Genomic DNA, 23,679 nt, shown 5'->3' with positions numbered 1-23,679 from the left:
ACGTCCCAATCCGCGAGCGAAACCTTGACATGCATGCGATACATACGTATACATGACCCATGGACGTTAACGTGAAGCAGAAAACAGCAACCCAGGTCGTCGATGAAAATGAGCTGAGGCGCCGGACCATCCGCCGCAGTGACTATGTCAGCTGCAACCAGGCCTTCATCGACTGCCGCACCCCCGGGAGCGACACCAAGGAGAACTACTCGATCATTGGGCCGGGGGTGACCCAGAGCGCACAACAGGTCGTGAACCTTCGGGAACCGCACGGCTTCAATATCGGGGCCGCCGCCATGCCGGATGGCGTGGTGAACAACCTCCATCTCCACTTCACTGCCGAAGTGTTCCTGAACTGGAGCGGAACCTGGCAGATGCGCTGGGGCGCGGACGGCAGCGACGGCGAATTCATCTGCGAAGAGGGCGATATCGTCAGCGTTCCCACCTGGATCTTCCGTGGATTCACCAATGTGGGAGGTTCGCACGGTTGGCTGTTCACTGCCTTGGGCTTCGACAACACCGGAGGCATCATCTGGGGACCCTCGGTGCTGAAGGAGGCCGAAAAGCATGGCCTCTTCCTGACCCTGGACAACGACCTTATCGATACGGTGGCCGGCGACACGATCCCGGAAAACGTGGAGGTCGTCCCGCCCCTGCCCCAGGCCGAGATCGACAGGCTGCGCACCTGGACCGCCGAGCAGATGCAGCAACGTGTGGTCCGCCAGCGCGATCTGAAGTGGAGCAGCCAACCGTTCCTGTGTAATGAACTGCCCGGCGGCGGGGCTGAGCTGGCCACGGTCATCGGTTACGGAATGACAGAGGACCGGGACCAGGTACCGCCGATACACTACCCGCACAACTTCAACCTCGCGTGGCTGCGTGCGGTCAAGGACGAGGGCATGCTCCAGCACCGCCACGACCACAGCCAGGTGTTGATGGGCTACCGCGGCACATGGCTGGTGACCCTGAACGACGGCGACCATAAGGTGGCGACCGTCCTCCGTCCCTACGACACGATATCCGTGCCGGCGGGAGCCTGGCGGACCTTCACCGCAATGGATGACGAGGCCCAGATGCTGGTCGTGAACAGCGGCGACGGGCGCGTCCGTCTCGAATGGCCGTCCGAAACTATCCGGCACGCCGAAGACAAAGGCCACGCCGCCGACGCCGCCGGCTACGTCGCCGCGTGGAACGTCGTCCGATACTCCACAATCGACGACTGAGCGGGCAGATCATGGGGCTTCGCCCAGCGACACAACGGATCCGTACCTGGATCAGGGTGCCGGGCATGCTGTGTACCGCCGAAATCTTTACCGCTATGGATCCCTACCTCTGCCTCGGCGGCGCGACAGTGGACACACGGATCGAGGGCACCACCTTGGACGAAGGGGCGGAGCATCTCCTCGAGCTTGCCCGGAGGCAGGAGGGGCCGGTGGGAATCATCGGACTCTCACTCGGTGCAATCGTTGCGATGGCCGCGGCAGTGAAAGACCCGTCAATCTTCCACGCCGCAGTGCTGATCTCGACCAACCCCCGGGGACCCAGGCCCGAACAGATGCAGGCCTGGGAAGAATTGGTCCGACGCAACACGGCTGGTGCCTTCCCCGAAATCGCCAGTGACCTCGCGCCTGCCCTGTTCGCGCCGGCACGCATCACCGCCGCCCTACTCAGGACTGGAACAGCCATGGCCGAACACCTCGGACCGCGAGTCTTCGCCGACCAGCTGGGCATCCAGCGAAGCCGCCGGGACCTTCGTCCCGACTTGCAGCGGGTCACTGCACGGACTCTGGTCCTCGCCGGATCCGAAGATCAGCTCTGCACCCCGGAGATGCACCACGACATTGCCACTGCCATGCCACACGCCGAACTCCACACCATGTCCGGCGCCGGCCATCTCATGCCACTTGAGGGTCCGGAAGCAACGGCCAACACCATCAACCACTGGAACCGAAGGAAAACTTCATGACAACCACCCCCCCGGGGCTGCGGGCCTACGGGTTCGACGGCCCCGTCGACTACATCGAACGCATCACCTACGACATCTGGAACCTGCCCCACCGCGATCTCGAACTCATCCGCAAGTACTACGCGCCCAGCACGGCAATCCACCTCGACGCCGGCGACCTGGTGGGCGACGAGATCGTCATCGCCAACACCCACGCGCGGCTGCGCACCTACCCGGACTTCCACGGCGTCATCGATGACACGATCTGGACCGGTTCCGAAGAGGAAGGTTACCGGACCTCCATGCGCTGGACCTGGACCGGGACCGACACCGGCGGCACCGTCTACGGCCCCGCCACCGGCCGGCCGGTGACATTCACGGCGATAGCCAACTGTATTGTGCACGGCGAAGTCATCGTCGAGGAATGGCTGGGCGCCAACCCGCTCGCTCAGGCACGCCAGCTGGGATACTCCCATGAGGACGCCGTGCAGGCTACTGAGTATCCCTCTGCAACCCGGGTGGCCCGTCCGTCCTTTGACTTCACCCGGACGGCGGAGGGAGACCTGGTCCGGAAGGCATTCACCAATGCTTTGGAAGGCCGGTTTGAATCCGGGCTCTATGCCGCCGATTGCGCCACCGCGTTCGCCCCGGACGTCCAGCGTGACGGAGCCGGCGCAGTGGTGGAGTGGGCTACCGGTCTGCGGGCCGTCCTCGGACTTCTGACCGTGACGGTGGATGACCAGTACTCGCTGCCCGCGTCGGACAAGCTGCCGGTGCGCGTTGCCACCCAGTGGCGGATCGCCGGTACTGGGCCCAAGGGCCCTGTCGAGTTCAGCCTCATCAGCCACCACCATCTCGTTGAAGGCCGCGTTACGGCGCAGTGGCTGGCCTACGACGAACTCGCCCTCGCCCACCAAGGCATCGCCTTGCCCCAGCCAGCCACCGCCGCCTGACCACCAACCTTCCCGGAGAACACTATGTCGCAGATACTTAAATCAGCCCTCCCGACCGGCCATACCGGCAGCAGCAAGCCGGAAGTCCGGGCCACCGTCGAGGCAATCATTGACGATATCCGTACCCACGGGGACGTCGCCGTCCGCGAATACTCAGAGAAATTCGATGGTTGGAGCCCCGAATCTTTCCGGCTCACCCTCGAGCAGATCGAGGAGATCATTGCCACCCTGCCCCGGCAGGTGATCGATGACATCACGTTCGTCCAGGACCAGGTCCGCCGCTTCGCCCAGGCCCAGCGTGATTCCATGACGGACATTGAAATCGAGACGCTGCCCGGTGTCCGGCTGGGTCACCGGCACCTGCCCGTCGCTTCCGCCGGGGCCTACATCCCCGGCGGCCGCTACCCCCTGACCGCTTCCGCGCACATGACCATCATCACGGCCAAAGTCGCGGGCGTGCCCCGGGTGGCCGCCTGCACCCCGCCCATCCGCGGTAAGATCCCCGCAGCGACCATCGCGGCCGCACACATGGCGGGCGCGGATGAGATCTATCTGCTCGGCGGCGTTCAGGCCGTGACGGCCCTCGCCGTTGGTACCGAGGAAATTCCCAAAGTGAATCTCATTGCCGGCCCGGGCAATGCCTTTGTGGCCGAGGCCAAGCGTCAGTTGTTCGGCGAGGTCGGCATCGACCTTTTCGCCGGTCCGACCGAGATCCTGGTCATTGCTGATGAGTACGCGGACCCGTTCATTGTCGCCGTGGACCTGCTCAGCCAGGCGGAGCACGGGCCCGATTCCCCGGCTGTGCTCATCACCACCAGCGCCGCACTGGGCGCCCGGGTGCTGGAACATATTGAGCAGATCCTGCCGGGCATGCCCACCAACGACTACGCCGGGCCGGCCTGGCGGGACCACGGCCAGATCCATGTAGTCGATACCCTTGACCAGGCCTATGCCTTGGCGGATACTTTCGCCTCCGAGCATGTCGAGGTCCTGACCCAGGAGCCCCGCGAGGCCTTAGATAAGATGCATGAGTACGGCGCGCTGTTCCTCGGCGAGGGCACCTGCGTCTCCTACGGCGATAAAGTTATCGGCACCAACCATGTCCTTCCCACCAAGGGCTCAGCCCGCTACACCGGCGGCCTTTGGGTGGGCAAATACCTGAAGACCGTCACCCACCAGGAAGTTACCGACACCGCATCCTCGGCGCTCCTGGGCGAGATCTGCGGCCGCGCCAGCAGGGTCGAATCCTTCGAAGGCCACGCCCGGTCCGGTGACGTCCGGGCCACTAAGTATGCCGGCGCCGACCTGCCCTGGGCCACCATGCCAGTGACCGTGGACCAGCCGTGACAGGGCCATTGACAGGCCGCACCGCCCTGGTTACCGGCGCCGGCAACGGGTTGGGCCAAGCCATGACCCAGCATCTGGTGGATGCTGGCGCCCGTGTGATCATGGTCGGCCGGAACCTGGATAAACTCGTCCAGGCCCGCCAAGAACTTGGACTGACCGGGGACCAGTGCAAGCTGGCAAGCTGCGACGTCTCGGATTCGGCCTCGGTCGATCAGCTGGCGCTGACCCTCAAGGACGAATCCGTTTCCATTCTGGTAAACAACGCCGGGATTCCCGGGCCGGTGTCCGACTTGGTCGACATCGATCCGGACGACTGGGACAACGTCTTCGCCACCAACGTGCGTGGCGTCTACCTGATCTGCCGGGCCTTTCTTCCTGCCATGATGAAATCCCGCAGCGGCGACATCATTAATATCGCATCAGTGAGCGGGAAACGGCCCCTGGTTGGGCGGACTCCCTACTGTGCATCAAAGATGGCTGTGATCGGACTGACCACGACTCTGGCTGCCGAGGCCGGCCCGTATGACATCCGCGTCAACAGCCTCTCGCCCGGCCCGGTCCGGGGACCACGGATGGAACGCAACTTCCGGCTGGAAGCTGAACGCTCAGGAACCTCCTACAATCAGGCCGAGGCAGATTTAGTCTCCCGGGCGGCCCTGGGCCGAATGGTCGAGGAAGAGGAAGTTGGCCAGGCTTTGGTCGGAATTCTGCAGATGCGGGGACTGACCGCAGCAGACATCGACCTGTCTGCCGGGATGGTGGCCCGATGAGCTCCCCGCTGTCTCCGGAGCCGCTCAAATCACGACTCGCCGCCGGCGACCGATTGCGAGGTCTGCTCGTACGGGTGCCGGCACCGATGCTGATAGATATGGCCGGGACCAACGGCTACGACTTCATCTTCCTCGACACCGAACACGGGATCGCCGATCAGAAGGACATCGCAGATCACATCACCGCCGCCCGGGCCGCGGGGTTGCCCACGCTGATCCGCATCGGTGAAGGGGAGGCCGCCCTTGCGCTGCGGGTTCTCGACGCCGGCGCCGAAGGCATTATTGTTCCGCACGTCCGCACAGCCGAAGAAGCTTCAGCCGCGGTCCGCATGTCCCATTACCCGCCTCTCGGGGACCGCGGCTTCGCCACCTACACGGCTGCGGGCCAATGGGGCAAAACCTCCCCGGCAGACCACGCCGCTCAGACCGCAGCCCGGACCCTAGTGATTGCAATGATTGAGGACGCCGAAGGCGTTTCCAACGCCGGCGCCATCGCACAGACCCCCGGTGTAGACGTCATCTTCGTCGGGCCTTCGGATCTGGCCGCGGCTTTGGAATATGACGCATCCCGGGCGGACGACGCCCGGCTGCAGGTCTGGGCTGCTGCGTCAGGGCGCCCGGTCATGGCAATCGTCTCCACCGCTTCCCAGGCCCGCAAGGCCTGGGAACAAGGAGCCGCGATGGTGGTCCTGAACGCGCAATCAGCCATCGACGACTGCCTGGCTGACTGGGCGGCCACGTCCTGAAGACATCAAAAGGAGAGGCTCCGGTTGGCACAACCGGAGCCTCTCCTTTCGTCATGTAGTGACGGCGTCAGTCCGTCACCGACCTCCGGGTCGCCGCATCGGCAAAGTCGCCAAGATAGTCGACGGTGAAGTGCATCAGCTTCTCCACAGAACCCACCGTGAAATACTCGTCAGCGGCATGGGCCCGATCGCCATGGCCGAGTCCTGCCACACTGAACGGGATCTGCTTGCCCAAAGCGGTGAAGAGCGAGGCCGGGCAGCAGTTGTTCGCGATCGGCCACACCGCCGTCTCCACCTCGTATCGGGCGGCCGTGACGATCCCCGCATCCAGCAGGACATCATGGTCATCGGGCATCGACGGCGCACCGGCATAACCGCGCGGAATGTCAATGTCCACGTGGCCGAAGCCTCGCCGGTCCAGATGCCCGCGCAGGGCCTGGACAAACTCCTCTGGAGTCAACCCGGGCGGAAACCGGAAATCAACTCTAGCGCTGGCTTCCCCGGGGAGCGAGGTATAGAACGTCGGACCCTGGTAGCCCCCGGTAATACCCTGGATGTTCATATTGACACCGGTCATGTAATTTTCCACATGGTCCGCAATGTCTTTACCGGCCAGCGCCCGTTCAACGTGCAGGTTGCCCAGCATATTTGCCGACCATGCTGGATTCTCACGGAAACCGGCCGATACCTTGGCGATATCGTCGGCGAACTGCAGCGAGGCCGCCTCCGCGACAGCTCCTACCCCATCGATGGTGACCCGTTGCTCATCGTCGTACATCGTGCCCAGGGCCCGCACCAGCTGCATCATGGGCGCGTCGATCCACGCCGAATTCCCAGCCCAGATATGCCGTCCATCGGCAGGACCGCCCCATGCACCGCCACGGCAAGTAATCTGTGCAAACACACACCCCTTAAACCCACGGCGGACCGTCATGACGCCCGAGGAATTCTGCTGCATGCAGGGCAGCCAGATGCCGTCGGCACTCAGCAGCAGCTCCCGGTGTTCCTCCACAAATCCCGGCAAGCTCGGGCTGCCGATCTCCTCTTCTCCTTCGATCACGAAGATCAGGTTGACCGGCAACTCCACACCGGCCTGCTGCATGGCCTCGACCGCGAGAATCGCGGCGATCACAGGTCCCTTGTGATTATTGGCACCCCTGCCGGCCACCACCGGGCCAAGGTGGGGCAACAGTCCGAGATCGCGGGCATCAATAACCTCAGCTGCCAGCGGGTCCACCGTCCACTCATGCGCCATTGTCGGCGTCACATCGTACAGTCCATACACAATCAAGGTGGGAGCCGACGGCATAGATGACCGGGCCGTCCCCAAAACGACCGGATAGCCTGCCGTGGGAACGATCGCGGCATCAGGGCACACACGGCCCAACAGTGCGGAAAAATACTCCGCAGCAGCTCCGATCCCCTCACCGGTGTCGCTGAATGAAGGCATGCGCAACGCGCGGCGCACCTCCTCCAACGCCGCATCGCCTCCGGCGTCGATGATCTGATGGGCCGGAGTGAACTCCGCACGTGGACCTCTGATTTTTGCATTCATCCAGTAATTATCAGCTATGCATACGTATACCTCAATCCCTTGCCATGTGCGGTCCCGACACAGCTGAGTTAAATAGTTCCGCGTACGGCGTCCGGCCGGAGACGGAAGAAGTCAGAACGACCTGCTCCGGAAACGCCGGGTAGCGGAAGTGCGAGCCACCTGGATCACCGGTATTGCTCCGGGGAGCCATGCACCCAACACGGCCAGCGCACTAATTCAGGTCTTTATCCGCCGTTTCCCGCCTGTGGTGGTTCCCCAAGTCAGCCCTCCAGGACCTGCCTGATCCCGAACTCGCCCACGGCGAACATCCGCGGGTTGTCGTCGGAGTTGCTCAGCATGGCGGTGGCTAATAGGAGAGCCCAGCCCCTGGCCCTCATCCAGGTGTCCCCTTGCACCGCAGGGCCAAAGGGGTCGATCAAGCGCTGGCGGGCGCCGGCGTCGAACACCAGCCACGCCACCGCAAGATCGACAGCCGGGTCCCCGGCCCCTACGTCGCCGAAATCGATAACACCCGACAGCGTGCCGTCGTCCGCCAGCAGAATGTTGCCCGGGTGAAGGTCCCCATGGAGCATCATCGCCGGACCCTCCCAGGCATTTGCGGCGCAGGCCTGCGCCCATACGGCGCCGCGTGCTGCCGCCTGAGGGTAGCGCTCGCGGTCCCGGAGCCGTTCCACCACCGCCGAGTCACGATCTGTCAGCGGCACACCGCGGAAAGGATTCACCGGGACGCCGGTTTCGGCGGGCATGTGGAGCGACAGGAGGAATTCGGCCAGGCCTTCAGCGGCCGGTCCGCGCTCAGCTGCGTCGACGTAGGCCGGCCGGCATGGACGGGTACAGGAACCGCCACCGGGGAGCAGCGGGCTATGCCGGGAAGGTAGCGCTGCTCTTGCAGTATCAGCGGCACTGCTTCCGCCCTGCGCGGCAGCCGGACGGCCAGGTGATGGCCGAGCCGGAAAGTCGTGTTGTCCCAGCCATTCGCAACCCGTGCTAGAGGAAGATCGCGGAGGTCGGGACGCTGCTGCCGGACAAGGCACTGGACGACCGTCTCGCTCACGTCCACCGTGGCTGGTGGCATTTCCGCCATTCGGAGATCCGCCTTCCCTGTCCCGCAACGCACGCTGGCCCTTTCTTGTCCGAATATAGTTCAGGTCGCCGAGAGCGTGCACACGCTGGACCATTCTGCGATTTCCGCACGGCCGATCAGTGCCGAACGGGCGCCTATTTGACCCAGTCAGCGTCGTCGTAGGGACGGCCGCGGAAGTGGGCGCGGAGGTACTCCCCCACCACGGCAGCCCCCAGATCATCGGTCTCGGGCGCCACCACCCGGCCGCCAACCCGGCGCGCCATCCGCTGGACGAACCGTTCCAGGCCCGGATCGGCGCCGAGCCGGAAGAACGTGACCTGCGTGCTGGCACGCCCTATGCGGTCCAGTTCGGCCACGGTAATCCGGATGGTCTCCGGGTCCGGCGGGTAGTCGAACCAGGTCTCACCGTCAGCCAGCAGGTGCGCGGTTGGTTCGCCGTCGGTCACCACCAGGAGGACCGGCTGCATGGACGGGTGCTTGCGGAAGAACCGGCCGGCCAGCAGTAGGCCGTGGTGCAGATTGGTTCCCTTGTTCTGGAAGGGCGGCAAGGCGGTGAGCTCGCCGATGTCCGTGGTCTGCGCGTAGCGGCCGAACGTGATCAGCTGCAGCCGGTCGCCGCGGAAGCGCGTTGAAATGAGGTGGTGCAGGGCGAGCGCGGTGCGTTTCATGGGCACCCAGCGTCCTTGGGCGGCCATCGAGAAGGACACGTCCACGAGCAGGACCACGGCGGCCTGGGTGCGCGCCTCAGTTTCCGCCACTTCGATGTCGTCCGCGGCGAGGCGCAGTCCGCTTCCCGGGTCGCCGCCGTCAGCAATGGTGCGGCGGATCGCGTTGGTGATGGTTCGCGTGACGTCCCACGGCTCGGCGTCGCCGAACTCCCACGGGCGGCTGGAGCCGGTCTGCTCCCCGGCGGCCCCGGCAACGCGCGTGTCCCGGCGCCCCTGCCGGCTGGAGAGTTGCTTCGCCGTATCCCGCAGCAGCGCCCGCCCGAGCCTCCGCATGGACTGCGGTGACAACCGGAGATCCCCGTCCGCCCCGCGTTGGAGGTACCCGCCGTCGTGCATTGCACGCTCAATCTCCGCCAGGGTGCGTGCCGTCACGGCGGCATCCTGCCCGAGCTGGCGGGCCAGGGCGTCGAGGTCCAAGTCGTCCAGGCTGGACCCGTTGTAGGACTGGGAGAGCTGCTCGGACAGCTCGTCCAGCTCAGCGAGGTCCTGCAGCATACCCGTGCCGTCGCCCAGGCCGAGCCCCTCCTCGCCCTCGAAGCGTTCGGAGCCGGTCCAGTCCTCGCCGGGGCGCAGGGCGCGCAGGTTGTCGTCGAGTTGGCCGAGCTGGGCCATGAGTTGCGGCGAGCCGAACGCCTGGGCGGAGAGGTTCATCAGCTCCTCCCGCTGCTCCTTGGACATGGATTGCAGCATCCGCTGGGCTGCGGCCGCGCGCTGGGCGAGGGCGTCGATCAGTTCGTCGACGGACTGTGGATTCTCGGGAAAGTAGTGGCCGTGTTTTGCCATGAAGTTCTGGAAGTCCGCGTCGGTGTCCTCGCCGCGCCGGTGTTTGTCGAGGAGCCCGTTGAGGTCCTGCAGCATTTCGTTGACGGCCGCACGGTCCTCGTCGGTGGCGTTCTCGAGTGCCTGCTTCATGCCGGCGAACCGCTGGTCAAGGACTTCGCGGCCCAGCAGGTCCTTGATCCGTTCGAACGCCTCGCTGGCTGTCGATGACTGCCAGTCGTAGGAGGCCAGTTCGTTGACCGCTGCCGCCGTGGACCGGGGCAGGTTCTGCAGCTGCATCTCCCGGAAGGACCGGTCGGTGTTGTCCATCATCGCGTCGCGGGCCAGCTGTTTGCGCTCCTCCAGCACCGCGGTGTCCAGCAGCTTCCGGACTTCGTTCAGGGTGCCGTCCAGCTTGTGCCGGCCCAGGAGGTCCTTGCGGCGCTGCTGGACGCGGCCGGCGAGGTCGTCCAGGCCTTCGCGGCTGCGGCCGCCGCGGCGCAGGTACTCCTGCAGAGCGTGCCGGGGTGAGTAGCCGGCCATGACGTCCTCGGCCACGGCGTCAAGCGCTTCCGCCAGGTCCACCGGCGGCGCGAGCGGATCCGGTCCGCCCCTGTACCGGCTGTACCTGGACCGGTTGTGAACGCTCATGGCCCTCCTGTCCTCAAGCTTTCGAACTACGCGAGGTAGCTTCTAGCCGTAAACCGTCGCCTCGTCGTCGGACTCCTTGGCGATCCGCCGTGCGAGGTAGAGGCCTTCCAAGGCCAGTTCGACGGCGGCGGCTCGCTGCCCGTCGTTCGTCGCCCCCAGGCGCTCACCTATTTCGTCGTAGAGGCGGGAGCCGTTGAGCGACGGGAGGTTGTCCAGGAACTCCCGCGCGGTGACCAGTTCCCCGGTGGTCACCGTGGTGTGGCCGTCGAGCGCGGCCACAAGCTGCCCCATGTCGATGCCATGAAAGTGCGCTTGCACGGCTTCCGCGGTGGCCATGCGCAGGAGATGGTCCAAAATCTCCTGTTCACGCCCTTCCTCACCGGACTCGAACTCAATCTTGCCGCCAAGGACCTCCACCGCCGCGTCCAGGTCGATGATCCGGGCCACGGCCTCGTCCTCGCCGCGCACACTGGCACGGCGAAGGGCTGCGGCGGCCACGGTTTCGGCGCCCGCGATGGCGAAGCGTGCGGACACCCCGGAGGTCTGGTTGATCGCCGGGGACTGCCGCAGCGCCCGCGTGTAACGGGCCAGGATCTCGAGGATGACGGGCGGGACGCCGGCCACCAGCTGCCCCTCCTGCTTGATGACGGCCACCTCGTCGTCAAGCTCCAGGGGGTAGTGGGTGCGGATCTCGGCGCCGAAGCGGTCCCGCAGCGGCGTGATGATCCGGCCGCGGTTCGTGTAATCCTCCGGGTTGGCGGACGCGACCACGAGGACGTCCAGCGGCAGCCGCAGCACGTAGCCGCGGATCTGGATGTCGCGTTCCTCCATCACGTTCAGCATCGAAACCTGGATGCGCTCGGCGAGGTCGGGCAGCTCGTTGATGGCGATGATTCCGCGGTTGGACCGCGGGACCAGGCCGTAGTGGATGGTTTCCGGGTCCCCGAGGCGTCGGCCCTCGGCCACGCGCATCGGGTCGATGTCGCCGATCAGGTCGGCGACGGAGGTGTCCGGCGTCGCGAGCTTTTCGACGTACCGTTCGGAGCGGTGGCGCCAGGCCACCCGCAGCCGGTCCCCTTCGGTGAGGACGCGGGCACGGGATTGCTCGGTGATGGGTTCGTACGGGTGTTCGTTGAGTTCCGATTCCTCGATCACCGGGGACCACTCGTCCAGGAGCCCGGCCAGGGTGCGCAGCAGCCGGGTCTTGCCCTGCCCCCGTTCGCCGAGCAGGACGATGTCGTGGCCGGCGAGCAGGGCCCGCTCGAGCTGGGGCAGGACGGTCCGGCTGAAACCGTACATCCCGGGCCAGGGATCGGTGCCGGCGGCGAGCGCGGCGAGCAGGTTGTCGCGGATTTCGCGGCGCAGGTCCTTGTGCACGTGGCCGGAGGCACGCAGTTCACCAACAGTGAAGATATCGGGGCGATCACTCACTCCTCTACGGTAGACCTCCACCGGGCGGGGATCGAGGGATTTGTCCAGATTCCCTGCTCACTTGCCTCGGGTGCGGAATACGCTTGATCCTGATGACTGCAGCCATGCCGCCGGAATCGCCGGCACCTCCTTCGGGTCCGTCTGGCACCCTGCTTCTTTGGTGCGCCACGGGGAGATCGCGGTCATGCGGCCCCTGAAAGTGCGCTCGGTACGGCTTAGGCAATAGTCTGGCCAGATGGGGACCAATGCCGTGAACACCGGCGAACAGATGGACAGGCAGTCGCGTATTCTCGAGGCGGCGCTGGATCTGCTGTCCCGCCACGGGATCTCGGGCGTGAGCATGCGGGCCGTGGCCCGCGAAGCCGGCGTCGCGCTGGGCCTGGTGAACTACTACTACGACGACAAGACGAGCCTGATACGGGCTGCCCTGCGACGGGTCGACGAGCACGACCTTCTGCTGGTGGCGCCCGACCCGTTGTCACCCCCGGAGGAACAGCTGCGCCAGGCCCTCCGGCGAGTGGCAGCCGCTGACTTGTTGACCACCCGCTATCTGTCCCTGCGCCTGCACCTTTGGGCCCTCGCTCAAGCGGACGAAGGCTATGCCCAGATCAACGCTGAGGCCTTCGACCGCTATCTCGACGGCCTCGCTGCGCTGGTTTCCAACGCCCAACCCGGCCTCTCCTGGGAGGCCTGCCGGGAGCGGGCGGCTGACATTGTGGTCATCCAAAACGGCATGTGGCTGACGACGCTTCTCGGCGTTGATGAGGCCGCCATCCAGAGAAGTATCGCCCGCACGGAACAAATCGCCTTCGCGCCGCGTCAGGAGTAAGCCCGCCAAGTAACATTGAACGACTGTTCAAAAAAGCATTGAACACTCGTTCAATGTCAGCTACTGTCCTTTCTATGACTTACGCCACACCCCTTCGGGACGTCCCCCACACCAAAAAAACTGAAACAGCATCCACCCTGTTCATCAACGGCGCTTGGGAGGCAGCTGCCTCCGGCGCTGTCCGCGAAATCCGAAACCCCGCCGACGGCGAACTGGTGGCCACGGTCTCGGAGGCCGGCCGGGAGGACGCGGAACGCGCCATTGCCGCAGCCCGTGCAGCCTTCGACTCCGGAACCTGGTCGAACATCCCGGCCCCCGAGCGCGGCACCTTCCTCCTGAAAGTCGCCGCCGGACTGCGCGAACGCCGGGAAAAGTTCGCCCGCGCCGAGTCGCTGGACACCGGCAAGCGCATGGTCGAAAGCCGCATCGATATGGACGACATTGCCGCCTGCTTCGAGTACTTCGGCAGGCTCGCCGGGCAGCAGGCGGGCCGCATGGTCGACGCCGGGAACCCCGCCGTCGTCAGCAAAATCGTCTACGAACCCGTAGGCGTCTGCGGCCTGATCACGCCGTGGAACTACCCCCTGCTCCAGGCGGCGTGGAAGATCGCGCCCGCACTGGCCGCCGGCTGCACGTTCGTCCTCAAGCCCTCCGAGCTGACACCGTCCACAGCCATCCTGGCCATGCAACTGCTGCAGGACCTCGGCCTGCCGGACGGCGTCGCCAACCTCGTGACCGGCGCCGGCGCGGAGGCGGGCGCACCGCTCTCGGAACACCCCGCCGTCGACCTCGTGTCCTTCACGGGCGGGCTGGAAACCGGCAAGCGCATCGCGGCGGCCGCCGCCGGCACCGTCAAGAAGGTGGCCCTCGAGCTTGGCGGCAAGAACCCCAACGTGGTGTTCGCGGACGCGGACTTCGACGCCGCCGTCGACAATGCACTGAACGGCGCGTTCGTCCACTCGGGGCAGGTCTGCTCCGCCGGGGCGCGGCTGGTTGTGGAGGAATCGATTGCCGAACGCTTCGTGGACGAGCTGGTCCGGCGTGCCCGGGACGTCCGGCTCGGCGGCCCCTTTGATGACGCGGCAGAAACCGGGCCGCTGATTTCGGCGGCCCACCGTGACAAAGTCCACGCCTACGTCCAGCGCGGCATCCAGGAGGGTGCTCGGCTGCGGACCGGCGGCGCGGCGCCGCAAGGAGAAAAGTACGACGGCGGGTTCTACTACCAGCCCACCATCCTGGACCGTGTGGAAAGAGGCATGTCCGTGGTCATCGACGAGGCGTTCGGCCCGGTGGTGACGGTGGAAACGTTCCGCACCGAGGACGAAGCGGTAGCTACCGCCAACGACACCATCTATGGCCTGGCCGGCGCAGTCTGGACCCAGGATGCCGGCAAGGCGCAGCGCGTGGCATCCCGGCTGCGGCACGGCACGGTCTGGATCAACGACTACCACCCCTACCTCCCCCAGGCCGAGTGGGGCGGCTTCGGCCAGTCCGGCGTCGGCCGCGAGCTGGGCCCCACGGGCCTGGCCGAATATCAGGAAGCCAAGCACATCTACCAGAACACCAGCCCGCAGGTGACCGGCTGGTTCGCCGACCACGGCAAGGAGAACTAGATGCACTACGACACCATCGACGACGCCACCGAGCGTGGGTTCGACTACATCATCATCGGCGGCGGATCCGCAGGTGCCGCAGTCGCGGCCCGGCTGAGCGAGGATCCGGACGTCACCGTGGCCCTCGTGGAGGCCGGCCCGGATGACCGCAACCTGCCCGAAATCCTGCAGCTGGACCGCTGGATGGAACTGCTCGAATCCGGCTACGACTGGGACTACCCGGTGGAACCGCAGGAAAACGGCAACTCCTTCATGCGCCACGCCCGTGCCAAGGTGATGGGCGGCTGCTCGAGCCACAACTCCTGCATCGCCTTCTGGGCACCCCGCGAGGACCTGGACGAGTGGGAGTCCAAGCACGGCGCCACCGGCTGGAACGCCGATGCCGCCTGGCGCCTCTACAAGCGGCTGGAAACCAACGAGGACGCCGGCCCGGACGCACCCCACCACGGGGACTCCGGACCCGTGCACCTGATGAACGTGCCCCCGGTGGACCCTGCCGGCGTCGCGCTTCTGGACGCCTGCGAACAGACGGGCATTCCCCGTGCGAAGTTCAACACCGGCACCACCGTGACCAACGGGGCCAACTTCTTCCAGATCAACCGTCGCGCGGACGGCACCCGGGCCTCCAGCTCGGTCTCCTACATCCATCCCATCATCGACCGCGAAAACTTCACCCTGCTGACAGGCCTCCGCGCCCGCCAGCTGGTGTTCGACGCGGACAAGCGCTGCACCGGCGTGGACGTGGTGGACTCCGCCTTCGGCCGGACCCACCGGCTCTCCGCCCACCGCGAGGTCATCCTGTCCACCGGCGCCATCGACTCCCCCAAGCTGCTGATGCTCTCCGGCATCGGCCCGGCAGTCCACCTGGCTCAGCACGGCATCGAGGTGCTGGTGGACTCCCCCGGCGTGGGCGAAAACCTGCAGGACCACCCCGAAGGCGTGGTCCAGTTCGAGGCCAGGCAGCCCATGGTGCAGACCTCCACCCAGTGGTGGGAGATCGGCATCTTCACCCCCACCGAGGAGGGCCTGGACCGCCCTGACCTGATGATGCACTACGGTTCCGTCCCGTTCGACATGAACACCCTGCGGTACGGCTACCCCACCACGGAGAACGGCTTTTCCCTCACCCCGAACGTCACGCACGCCCGCTCCCGCGGCACCGTCAGGCTGCGCAGCCGCGATTTCCGCGACAAGCCCATGGTGGATCCGCGCTATTTCACGGATCCCGACGGCCACGACATGCGGGTCATGGTGGCAGGCATCCGCAAGGCGCGCGAAATCGCCGCCCAGCCCGCCATGGCCGAATGGACCGGCCGCGAGCTATCGCCCGGCGTCGAGGCGCAGACGGACGAGGAGCTGCGGGACTACATCCGCAAGACCCACAACACCGTGTACCACCCGGTGGGTACGGTCCGGATGGGGCCGCCCGACGACGGGATGTCACCGCTTGATCCCGAGCTGCGGGTCAAGGGCGTCACCGGCCTGCGCGTGGCGGATGCATCCGTGATGCCTGAACACGTCACCGTCAATCCCAACATCACCGTCATGATGATCGGCGAGCGCTGTGCCGACCTCATCCGCGCCGGCCACACCGATGGCGCTGTAAGGGAAGGGGTGGAGCTCAGCCCGTCCTTCGCCTGAGAGGCGAACTCTGGAGGCTTTTTGATCCCGCGTCCAATGGCGGCCGCGGGTTGCATCGCGCGTACTTTTCTGACATAGGAGTTCACATTTTGGAACCCAGCAAGAGTATTGATTCAAGCGGCATGGACGAATTTGGCTATACGCAGACCCTGGACCGGAGCATCGGCAAGTTTGCCAGCTTCGCCGCAGGCGTCAGCTACATCTCCATCCTCACCGGCGTCTTCCAACTGTTCTACTTTGGTTTTTCCATGGCCGGCCCGGCGTACGCCTGGTCCTGGCCCATCGTCTTCGTCGGCCAGCTGATGGTGGCCCTGTGTTTTGCCGAACTGGCGGGCCGCTACCCCGTTGCCGGGTCGGTGTACAACTGGGCCAAGCGGCTCTCGTCCGGGACCTCGTCCTGGCTGGCCGGCTGGCTGCTGATGCTGTCCTCCATCATGGCGCTGGGGTCAGTGGCGCTGGCCCTGCAGCTCACCCTGCCGCAGCTCTGGTCCGGCTTCCAGTTCGTCGGTGACGGCACCGGCCCCTACGACTTCGCCATGAACGGCGTGGTGCTGGCCACCATCATGATCACCATCTCCACGCTCATCAACGCGTTCGGCGTGAAGCTGATGACCAGGATCAACAGCATCGGCGTCTTCGTGGAGCTGACCGCGGCCGTGCTGCTGATCCTTGCGCTGGGCTGGCACGTGGTGCGGGGCCCCGAGGTCTTCTTCGACACCGCCGGCTTCGGCGAGGGCCACGACCTGGGCTTCTTCGGCGTCTTCCTGATCGGCGCCATGGCGTCCGGCTACGTCATGTATGGCTTCGACACCGCCAGCTCCCTCGGCGAAGAAACGAAGGACCCCAAGCGCACGGCACCCAAGGCCATCCTGCGCGCCGTCACGGCCTCGTTCGTGCTGGGCGGGCTGATCCTGTTCTTCGGCATCTTGGCCGCACCGGACCTGAACGACCCCCTGGTGGGATCTGCCGACGGCGGCCTTCAGTACATCGTGCTCTCTGTCCTCGGCGGGCCTTTCGGCAAGGCCTTCCTGGCATGCATCGTGGTGGCCGTTGTGGTCTGCACCCTGGCTGTCCACGCTGCGGCCATCCGCATGATGTTCGCCATGGCCCGGGACAACAACCTGCCGTTCAGCCGGCAGCTCAGCAAGGTGGATCCGGTCCGCAAGACCCCCAAGGCCGCGGCGATCGTGATCGGCGTCATCGCCGTCATCCCGCTGCTGGTCAACGTCACGCAGCCTGCCATCTTTACCATTCTGTCCAGCATCAGCATCGTCCTGATCTACCTGTCTTACCTCCTGGTCACGGTTCCCCTGCTGCGGAAGCGGCTCCTGAAGCAGTGGCCGCTGCGGGATGAGCAGTCCGAAGCCGGGTTCACAACAGGCAAATGGGGACTTCCGATCAACATCGTGGCGGTCCTCTGGGGCGGGGCCATGACGGTGAATCTGGTGTGGCCCCGCCCGGAGATCTACAACTCGGTGCCGCCCTTCGAGTGGTATCTGCAGTGGGGCGGTGTGATATTCGTGGCCGCCGTGATCATTGGCGGGACCTTGCTCTACCGCCTGAAGATCCGCCACCAGACCGGGGTGCTGGCCGAGCACGCCGCGGCAGTCGCAGCGCATCCGTCGTCGGCGGGCGCCGCGCCGCACGAAGACCCGGAGGATGCCCTAAAAGTCAAGGTGTCCGCTTCGGAAGCGCAGTAACGCCCAGCAGAAAGGCCGACGACGGCACTCACGTGAGTGTCGTCGTCGGCCTTTTGTGCCGGTGGCCCCCGCGTACACGCGTGACCTGGCGTCACACAACGTGACGGCCTCCGCATCCGGATCAGCAACGTCCTACCCTTGACAGGTGACTTTGACTACGATCCGCACCGCCGCCGCGAGCTCCCTCGCCGCCGCCGGTCTCCTGTTTACCCTCGCCGCCTGTTCCGCACCGGCCGCGACCCAGCCAACTACCTCTGCCCCGGCGACGACGGCAACGGCCTCACCCAGCGCCTCCGGACCCTGCGCGGGCGTGAAGGTGATCGTCGATTCGGGCGCCCTGAAGCAGGCTGCTGCTGACACGTCCGTCTGCGTGGCTGTGGACGCGGCGACGCCCGTTTCCAAGGTGCTCGACGAGGCTAAGGTGAAAACCGTGGGCACTACCGAATACCCCAACGAACTGGTGTGCCGTGTGAATGGTGTGCCCGCCGCAGACTTCGACATCACCCACAAGGGCGGCACGTACCGGGAAGAGTGCGGCAAGATGCCCGCCGCCTTCGCCTACTGGTCTCTCTGGGTTAAGCCGGCCACCGGCGACTGGGCCTACGCGCAGGAAGGCCTCGCCACCCTCCAGGTAAGCCCGGGCGAGAGCCTGGAACTGCTTTACACGGTCGACGGCGAACCGGCCGCACCGGCAGCATGACCTTTCGACCCGCGCCGTTACGCGCAGCGGCGGCCCTGGCCGTCGTCTTCATCGCGGCGCGGGTCATCTACCGCATCCTTTTCAACGGGGCGGGCATTGGCGAACCGGTTCTGCTCGACCTGCCGGCGGTTCGGCTGCCTGCCCCGTACGCGCATGTGGTCTTCCTCGGTCCGGTCACCGGAGCTGGCCTGTGGCAGGCGGTCCTGTCCGCCCTGCCGATTGCCGGGATGTTCCTTGCTTTCGGCCTGCTCAACGCCTGGGTGGATGTGGCCCGCGGCTTTGTCCACCTGGCCCGCCGCGGTCCCATGCAGGGCCTGGCCCGGACGCTTGTGGTGGCGTGGGCGGCGCTCCCGGCGCTTGCCGACGCCGTGACCTCCGTCCGCCTGGCGTTCCGGTTGCGGGGCGAACGCTTCGGACCGCGCGCCCTGGTCCCCGTGCTCGAGCGCACCCTGGAGCACGCCAGCCGGGTTGCCGCGGCCCTGGAGCTGCGCGGCTTCGGGAGCCGGGCAGCACACCACCCCGGACAGGGTACCGAAGCGCCGGTTACCGTCCGGGACGCAGAATTCCGCATTGGTGACGCGCAGGTGCGCGTTGCTGGTTTCACGCCGTCCAGCGGGTCCATGACGGTCATTACCGGGCCGACGGGCTCCGGCAAGTCCACCATTCTGCGGGGCATCGCAGGCCTCCTCTCACACGTTGACGGTGGAGAAATTGCCGGCACGGTGTGCGTCGCCGGAACGGACCGTGCCACCACGCCGCCGCGCGATACCGCCCGCCTCATCGGCGTCGTCCTGCAGAATCCCCGCGCCGCGTTCGCCTCCACCCGGGTCCGGGACGAAATCTCCCTGGCCCTTGAGCTGCGCGGTGTGGCTTCCGGTACCGCTAAGGCCAGGGTGCTGGAGGTCGCCGAGCGGATCGGTGTGACGGCGCTGCTGGACCGCACCATCAGCACCCTCTCCGCGGGTGAGGCAACGCTCGTGGCCATCGCCGCCGCGGTGGTGGAGCATCCGGCCCTGCTTTTGGTTGATGAGCCCCTGGCCGACCTTGACACCGCAGCACGCGGACACGTCATCGCCGTGCTCGACGCCCTCGCCCGGGACGCCGGTGTCTGTGTCATCGTGGCGGAGCACCGGGCCGCGCCGCTCGTCCCGGTTGCCGGCTCCTGGTGGAGCATCGACGACGGCGCCCTGGTGCCAGGTGCCGCGCCGTCCGCTTCCCCGACGGTTGGGCACCCTACGCCAGCGCCGCCAGCGGAGCACGCGCCCGTGCTGACGGCGGCAAACCTTGCGGTGCACCGCAAGGGCAAGCCGCTCGTAGTGGATGCGTCCCTGACCCTGCACCGCGGCGAAGTGGTGGCCTTGGTGGGGCCGAACGGGGCCGGGAAGTCGTCCCTCCTGGTGGCGCTCGCCCTCGGTGAAGGGACGCTTCGTGAAGGGACGGGCGGTGTAAGAACGGTCGACGGCGGCCGCGTCGCCCTCGTGCCGGACGCCTCGGACGACCTCTTCACCAGGGATACAGTGTCAGCAGAGCTCCGCGCGGCCGAACGGCGCCAGGCTCGCCGAAAGTACGTCGGGCACCCTGCGCCTGGTTCCGCGGCGTCACACCTGGCCCGTTTGCGGGGAGACGTCCGGATGCCCATTGGGCACGAGCATCCCCGGGACCTCTCTGCCGGGGAGCGCAGGATCCTGGCCATCGCGCTGCAGACCATGGACAATCCTCAAGTGCTCCTCATCGATGAGCCCACCCGCGGACTCGATCCTGCGGCGCGCACCGCAGTCTCGGCGGCGCTGCGGGCCGCAGCGGACTCCGGTGCGGCGGTCCTGATCGCCACGCACGACCACGACTTTGCCCACGGCCTCGGCGCCCGGATCCTCCCGATGCGTGACGGCGTCGTGCCCTCCGTGGTGGCCGAAGTCCCGGAACCGCACCTACCGCTTCCCCGGCCAGCAGGTGCAGGACCAAAACCACGGGTCATCGAACCAGACTCTCCGGTCCCGGCAAGACAGCACCGCATCCGGATGCCGCGCGGCGTTGAACTCCCGGTCCTCGCGGCGGCCAATCTTCTTGCCCTGGCAGCGTTCTGCTGGCCGCTGCTCGCGGCGGCCTTACCGGAGGATGCCGCCGCGGCGCTCCCCTACGCGGCGCTGGCCATCGCACCAGTCGCTGCCGTCGCCGTCGTTGTGGCCATGGATGGCTCGGTCCGCTCCGCACACACGGTGGCGCTGCTCGGCGTCCTGGCCGCCGTAGGTTCCGCAGTTCGGGTGGCGAGCACCGGCGTCGGGGGCGTGGAGGCAGTCTTCATCCTGCTGATCCTGGCCGGCCGGGCGTTCGGTGCCCGTTTCGGCATGCTCCTCGGTGCCGCCACCATCGCCCTCTCGAGCGCCCTGTGGGGTGGCATCGGGCCCTGGACACCGTTCCAGATCTTCGCCTGTGCGTGGGTGGGCGCCGGGGCCGGCCTGCTCCCGCGCCGGGTGCGCGGTAAAGCAGAACTGTGGATGCTGTGCGGCTACGGCGCCGTGGCGTCGTATCTGTTCGGCCTGCTCACCAACCTGTGGTTCTGGCCCTTCTCGGTCGGTGCCGGCACGGGCATCTCCTACGTGCCCGGCGCGCCGCTGGGGACCAATATGAGCAGCTTCCTGCTCTACTCGCTGGTGACCTCGACGGCGGGCTGGGACACCCTGCGTGCCATCACCACCATCATCGGAATCGCTGTGGTGGGGCGGGCCATTCTGGCCGCCCTGCGGCGGGTGAAGCCGGTCTCCAGTGCGGGCGGAAGTGCGGGTGGGCAGGCCGCGCAGGCCCAACCCGCCCAGGAGCGGGGCCAGCTTCAAAGCCGGGTCTGAGGACACCGCTGGGAAACGCGGCCAAGAGCTGTCTCGGACCTATCGGCGGAACATCTAGTGCAGACGTCGGGCTGGTGGGCGTCGCCGAAGAAACCCTCAGTCCTGCCTGGATGCACGAGGACTCGGCCAAAACCGCCAAGACGTTGGGCCTCACGTGCTACGACACCCTGGAACCGCTGCTGGATCCCGCAGCCGTCGACGCCGTCATTGTCTGCAGCGAACCCGCACGCCACGCTGCACTGGCAGCCCGGGCCCTGAAAGCAGGCCTGCACGTCCTGGTGGACAAGCCCATCGGAACCGGCTCGGAGGACATTGCTGCCCTGGCAGCCGCCGAGGCAGCGGCCGGGAAGTCCCTGAGCGTGATCAACCGGCTCCACTCACCGGCCGTCCAACGGCTGCGGCGCTGGATCGATGCCGGGAACATGGGGCTGCCGTTGCATGTTGATGTGGAGTGGTTTGCCAGCGGCGCCCACTTTGCCACCTCGGTCGAGCGCCCCGAACTGGTCGTCGCTCCGGCACTCTCCGGAGGCGGGGAAATCCTCAATTTCCTGCTCTACCCCGTGGACTACATCCGATTCCTGACCGGACTGGAAATTGTGGAAGTTCACTGCGAAGCCTCCACGCTGTTCAGCGAACTCCACCGGGACAACGCTGTGGAGGACACCGCCATCGCATCCCTGCTCCTGGAAAACGGGGTCACCGCCACCGTGACTTTAGGGCGCCTCCCCGCTGCCCCCGGGCTAGGGCCAGTCTCCTCCAGCATCCGGATCCTCGGATCCCACGGCAACGCCAGCTCCGACGACGACAAACCCCAGGTCAGCCGATTCGACACCGCCGGCGGCGTCTCCGCACTGCCGGTGGAGGGGCCGAGTTCCATCGCGATCCTCCGGCGCATGCTCAACCAATGGGTGCAGGACGTTCGCGGCGGCCGCCGTCCCTCCTACGGTCTGGCCGACGCGGCGGCAAGCCCACCCTCCAAACTCACAGCGTTTCGAAAGGAACTACCATGTCTGAGGTCCGATACGGCCTGGTTGGCGCCGGATACTTCGGTCTGGTGGCCATCAAAGCGCTACCAGAAGCTGGGTCTGAGGTCGCCTCAGCTCTAAATCAAAAAGCTTAAGCGCAGTGAGATAGTTGACTCCGACTCCGGGCCTAATCCCGCTCTCATAGCGAACGGATTCCCCTTCCGCCCAGGCGTGCGGTGACTTTCTGGGCTGCAACGGCGCAGGATTCGCCTAGTGCCTGCAGGCGGTCACTGGAGACGCGAAACCTCGGCGCAGGGATCAGGACTGCGGCTACTACGTCGCCGCGATGGCCGTAGACGGGTGCCGAGATCCCCACTTCGTCAATGGAGGTTTCGCCGTAGTTTATGGCCCAACCGCGCCGAGCGTCGTCCTTGAGCCGGACCATGTAGGCATCCAGGCTGGACTCATCCAACCCTGCATAGGTGATGGCCCCGCTGCGAAGGAGGACACGGACGCGTTCTTCCGGTTCCTGCGCGAGGAAGACCTGCACGGAGGAGCTCATGGCGTCCCTGTAGCGGGCGCCGAGCGGGGTGGTGTGCTTTATCTGGTGATGGCTGGCGATCTGTTCCACACACATTGACTCGCTACCGTTCCACACCATGAGTGCGCTGGTTTCGCCGGTCTGTTCGGTGAGTTCCTGTAAGACCGGATAGGCGACGCGCCGTTCCTCCAGTTCGGCGAGCAGCGGTCCGGCGACGGCGATCAGGCCCAGTCCGAGGTGGAACCGGCGCGTTTCCGCATCACGCTCCACCAGGTGTTCCTGTTCGAAGGTAGCCAGGATCCGTGACACGGTGCTCTTATGCAAGCCCACCCGGTTGGCGATCTCGGTGACGCCAAGGAGCGGTTCGTCAGCCGTGAAGGTCCGGAGGACGGCGATCGCATTAACGATGACCGAGGCGCCTTTGGCATCGCCGTCGCCTGTGGTGTCACTGGGTTTTGTTGCGCTCATGGTGCTACCCATCATTCCCTATTAGAGCCGGAAGGCGGCGCCGCCTGGTGCGGCGCCGCTCCCGTGCGCGTAAATCGGCAGGGTTAGGCTCCGATGATGTTGTATTCCGGGCCGAACGGGAACTTGGTGATGTTCTCGGCACCGTTTTCACCGACGACGAGGATGTCGTGTTCGCGGTAGCCGCCGGCGCCCGGCTGGCCATCCAGGACGGTAATCATGGGCTCCATGGAGACCACCATGCCCGGCTCCAGCACGGTGTCGATGTCTTCGCGGAGCTCCAGTCCGGCTTCGCGGCCGTAGTAGTGGCTGAGGACGCCGAAGGAGTGTCCGTAGCCGAAGGTGCGGTTGGCCAGCAGTCCGTGGCCCACGTAGATTTCATTGAGCTCGGCGGCGATGTCCTTGCAGACGGC

At 66.2% G+C, this 23,679-nt stretch carries 18 protein-coding genes and 1 pseudogene; 13 read left to right on the top strand and 6 right to left on the bottom strand.

Translation table 11 applies throughout. The features are described from left to right. Window positions 1-59: 59 nt before the first annotated feature. The 6 genes from DAD99_RS11055 (at window position 60) to DAD99_RS11030 (ending at window position 5,761) form a co-directional block, all read left to right on the top strand. Window positions 60-1,223: a hypothetical protein gene (locus tag DAD99_RS11055; RefSeq protein ID WP_185261694.1), complete on the top strand. Its 1,164-nt coding sequence runs from the start codon at window positions 60-62 to the stop codon at window positions 1,221-1,223. A 65-nt stretch (window positions 1,224-1,288) separates the two neighbouring features. After that, window positions 1,289-1,966: an alpha/beta fold hydrolase gene (locus tag DAD99_RS11050; RefSeq protein WP_193341571.1), complete on the top strand. Its 678-nt coding sequence runs from the start codon at window positions 1,289-1,291 to the stop codon at window positions 1,964-1,966. Then, window positions 1,963-2,898 (top strand): ester cyclase, encoded by a 936-nt coding sequence (locus tag DAD99_RS11045; RefSeq protein ID WP_193341570.1) that lies wholly within the window; start codon window positions 1,963-1,965, stop codon window positions 2,896-2,898. Before DAD99_RS11050 ends, DAD99_RS11045 begins: the two co-directional genes overlap by 4 nt. A 24-nt stretch (window positions 2,899-2,922) precedes the next feature. Next, window positions 2,923-4,245, top strand: coding sequence for a histidinol dehydrogenase (hisD, locus tag DAD99_RS11040; protein ID WP_193341569.1), 1,323 nt, complete (start codon window positions 2,923-2,925; stop codon window positions 4,243-4,245). After that, on the top strand, window positions 4,242-5,015 hold the full coding sequence (locus DAD99_RS11035; RefSeq protein ID WP_193341568.1) for an SDR family NAD(P)-dependent oxidoreductase: 774 nt from the start codon (window positions 4,242-4,244) through the stop codon (window positions 5,013-5,015). Before hisD ends, DAD99_RS11035 begins: the two co-directional genes overlap by 4 nt. After that, window positions 5,012-5,761 (top strand): HpcH/HpaI aldolase/citrate lyase family protein, encoded by a 750-nt coding sequence (locus DAD99_RS11030; RefSeq protein WP_193341567.1) that lies wholly within the window; start codon window positions 5,012-5,014, stop codon window positions 5,759-5,761. Before DAD99_RS11035 ends, DAD99_RS11030 begins: the two co-directional genes overlap by 4 nt. A gap of 67 nt (window positions 5,762-5,828) precedes the next feature. Here the strand turns inward: DAD99_RS11030 and DAD99_RS11025 are convergent, their stop codons facing one another. From DAD99_RS11025 to DAD99_RS11010, 4 genes and pseudogenes are all read right to left on the bottom strand, one after another. After that, entirely contained in the window at window positions 5,829-7,316 is a 1,488-nt protein-coding gene (locus DAD99_RS11025) for a M20/M25/M40 family metallo-hydrolase (protein ID WP_193341566.1), read from the bottom strand. Between the two features lie 260 nt (window positions 7,317-7,576). Beyond that, window positions 7,577-8,391, bottom strand: a pseudogene (locus DAD99_RS11020) (aminoglycoside phosphotransferase family protein). 143 nt (window positions 8,392-8,534) lie between these two features. After that, window positions 8,535-10,538 (bottom strand): VWA domain-containing protein, encoded by a 2,004-nt coding sequence (locus DAD99_RS11015; RefSeq protein ID WP_193341565.1) that lies wholly within the window; start codon window positions 10,536-10,538, stop codon window positions 8,535-8,537. Window positions 10,539-10,580: 42 nt separating this feature from the next. Then, entirely contained in the window at window positions 10,581-11,969 is a 1,389-nt protein-coding gene (locus DAD99_RS11010; protein WP_193341564.1) for a sigma 54-interacting transcriptional regulator, read from the bottom strand. Between the two features lie 235 nt (window positions 11,970-12,204). On the opposite strand from DAD99_RS11010, the gene DAD99_RS11005 reads away from it, so the two are divergent. The 7 genes from DAD99_RS11005 (at window position 12,205) to DAD99_RS10975 (ending at window position 22,401) form a co-directional block, all read left to right on the top strand. Continuing rightward, a complete protein-coding gene (locus DAD99_RS11005; RefSeq protein ID WP_193341563.1) occupies window positions 12,205-12,798 on the top strand; it encodes a TetR/AcrR family transcriptional regulator in 594 nt (197 codons plus the stop codon). A gap of 74 nt (window positions 12,799-12,872) precedes the next feature. After that, window positions 12,873-14,411 (top strand): aldehyde dehydrogenase family protein, encoded by a 1,539-nt coding sequence (locus DAD99_RS11000; RefSeq protein WP_193341562.1) that lies wholly within the window; start codon window positions 12,873-12,875, stop codon window positions 14,409-14,411. After that, a complete protein-coding gene (locus DAD99_RS10995) occupies window positions 14,412-16,052 on the top strand; it encodes a GMC family oxidoreductase (RefSeq protein ID WP_193341561.1) in 1,641 nt (546 codons plus the stop codon). It abuts the gene before it with no gap. Between the two features lie 122 nt (window positions 16,053-16,174). Further along, complete coding sequence (locus tag DAD99_RS10990) at window positions 16,175-17,752, top strand: APC family permease (RefSeq protein ID WP_193341560.1); 1,578 nt, start codon at window positions 16,175-16,177, stop codon at window positions 17,750-17,752. Window positions 17,753-17,897: 145 nt separating this feature from the next. After that, window positions 17,898-18,452, top strand: coding sequence for a hypothetical protein (locus DAD99_RS10985; protein WP_185261707.1), 555 nt, complete (start codon window positions 17,898-17,900; stop codon window positions 18,450-18,452). Beyond that, a complete protein-coding gene (locus DAD99_RS10980) occupies window positions 18,449-21,295 on the top strand; it encodes an ATP-binding cassette domain-containing protein (protein WP_193341559.1) in 2,847 nt (948 codons plus the stop codon). The genes DAD99_RS10985 and DAD99_RS10980 overlap by 4 nt, the downstream gene beginning before the upstream one ends. Window positions 21,296-21,369: 74 nt before the next feature. Further along, window positions 21,370-22,401 carry a Gfo/Idh/MocA family oxidoreductase gene (locus tag DAD99_RS10975; protein WP_309233248.1) on the top strand — a complete coding sequence of 344 codons (1,032 nt, stop codon included), beginning with the start codon at window positions 21,370-21,372 and terminating at the stop codon, window positions 22,399-22,401. Between the two features lie 58 nt (window positions 22,402-22,459). Here the strand turns inward: DAD99_RS10975 and DAD99_RS10970 are convergent, their stop codons facing one another. Further along, a complete protein-coding gene (locus DAD99_RS10970; protein ID WP_375372212.1) occupies window positions 22,460-23,281 on the bottom strand; it encodes an IclR family transcriptional regulator in 822 nt (273 codons plus the stop codon). Between the two features lie 71 nt (window positions 23,282-23,352). Continuing rightward, the coding region (locus DAD99_RS10965; protein WP_193341061.1) for a M24 family metallopeptidase at window positions 23,353-23,679 on the bottom strand (327 nt) is incomplete at its 5' end.

The organism is Pseudarthrobacter sp. AB1 (assembly GCF_014926485.1).
Lineage (GTDB): Bacteria > Actinomycetota > Actinomycetes > Actinomycetales > Micrococcaceae > Arthrobacter.
The sequence above is the reverse complement of the archived record's forward strand: the minus strand, read 5'-3'. Positions and strand labels throughout refer to the sequence as shown.

Excerpts from the sequence above, each read along its gene's own strand:
- DAD99_RS11015 (WP_193341565.1), bottom strand. The coding sequence starts at position 10,538 with ATGAGCGTTCACAACCGGTCCAGGTACAGCCGGTACAGGGGCGGACCG.
- DAD99_RS11055 (WP_185261694.1), top strand. The coding sequence starts at position 60 with ATGGACGTTAACGTGAAGCAGAAAACAGCAACCCAGGTCGTCGATGAA.
- DAD99_RS10980 (WP_193341559.1), top strand. The coding sequence starts at position 18,449 with ATGACCTTTCGACCCGCGCCGTTACGCGCAGCGGCGGCCCTGGCCGTC.
- DAD99_RS11025 (WP_193341566.1), bottom strand. The coding sequence starts at position 7,316 with ATGAATGCAAAAATCAGAGGTCCACGTGCGGAGTTCACTCCGGCCCAT.
- hisD (WP_193341569.1), top strand. The coding sequence starts at position 2,923 with ATGTCGCAGATACTTAAATCAGCCCTCCCGACCGGCCATACCGGCAGC.
- DAD99_RS11030 (WP_193341567.1), top strand. The coding sequence starts at position 5,012 with ATGAGCTCCCCGCTGTCTCCGGAGCCGCTCAAATCACGACTCGCCGCC.
- DAD99_RS11045 (WP_193341570.1), top strand. The coding sequence starts at position 1,963 with ATGACAACCACCCCCCCGGGGCTGCGGGCCTACGGGTTCGACGGCCCC.
- DAD99_RS10995 (WP_193341561.1), top strand. The coding sequence starts at position 14,412 with ATGCACTACGACACCATCGACGACGCCACCGAGCGTGGGTTCGACTAC.
- DAD99_RS11005 (WP_193341563.1), top strand. The coding sequence starts at position 12,205 with ATGGGGACCAATGCCGTGAACACCGGCGAACAGATGGACAGGCAGTCG.
- DAD99_RS11050 (WP_193341571.1), top strand. The coding sequence starts at position 1,289 with ATGCTGTGTACCGCCGAAATCTTTACCGCTATGGATCCCTACCTCTGC.
- DAD99_RS10970 (WP_375372212.1), bottom strand. The coding sequence starts at position 23,281 with ATGGGTAGCACCATGAGCGCAACAAAACCCAGTGACACCACAGGCGAC.
- DAD99_RS10990 (WP_193341560.1), top strand. The coding sequence starts at position 16,175 with ATGGACGAATTTGGCTATACGCAGACCCTGGACCGGAGCATCGGCAAG.
- DAD99_RS11000 (WP_193341562.1), top strand. The coding sequence starts at position 12,873 with ATGACTTACGCCACACCCCTTCGGGACGTCCCCCACACCAAAAAAACT.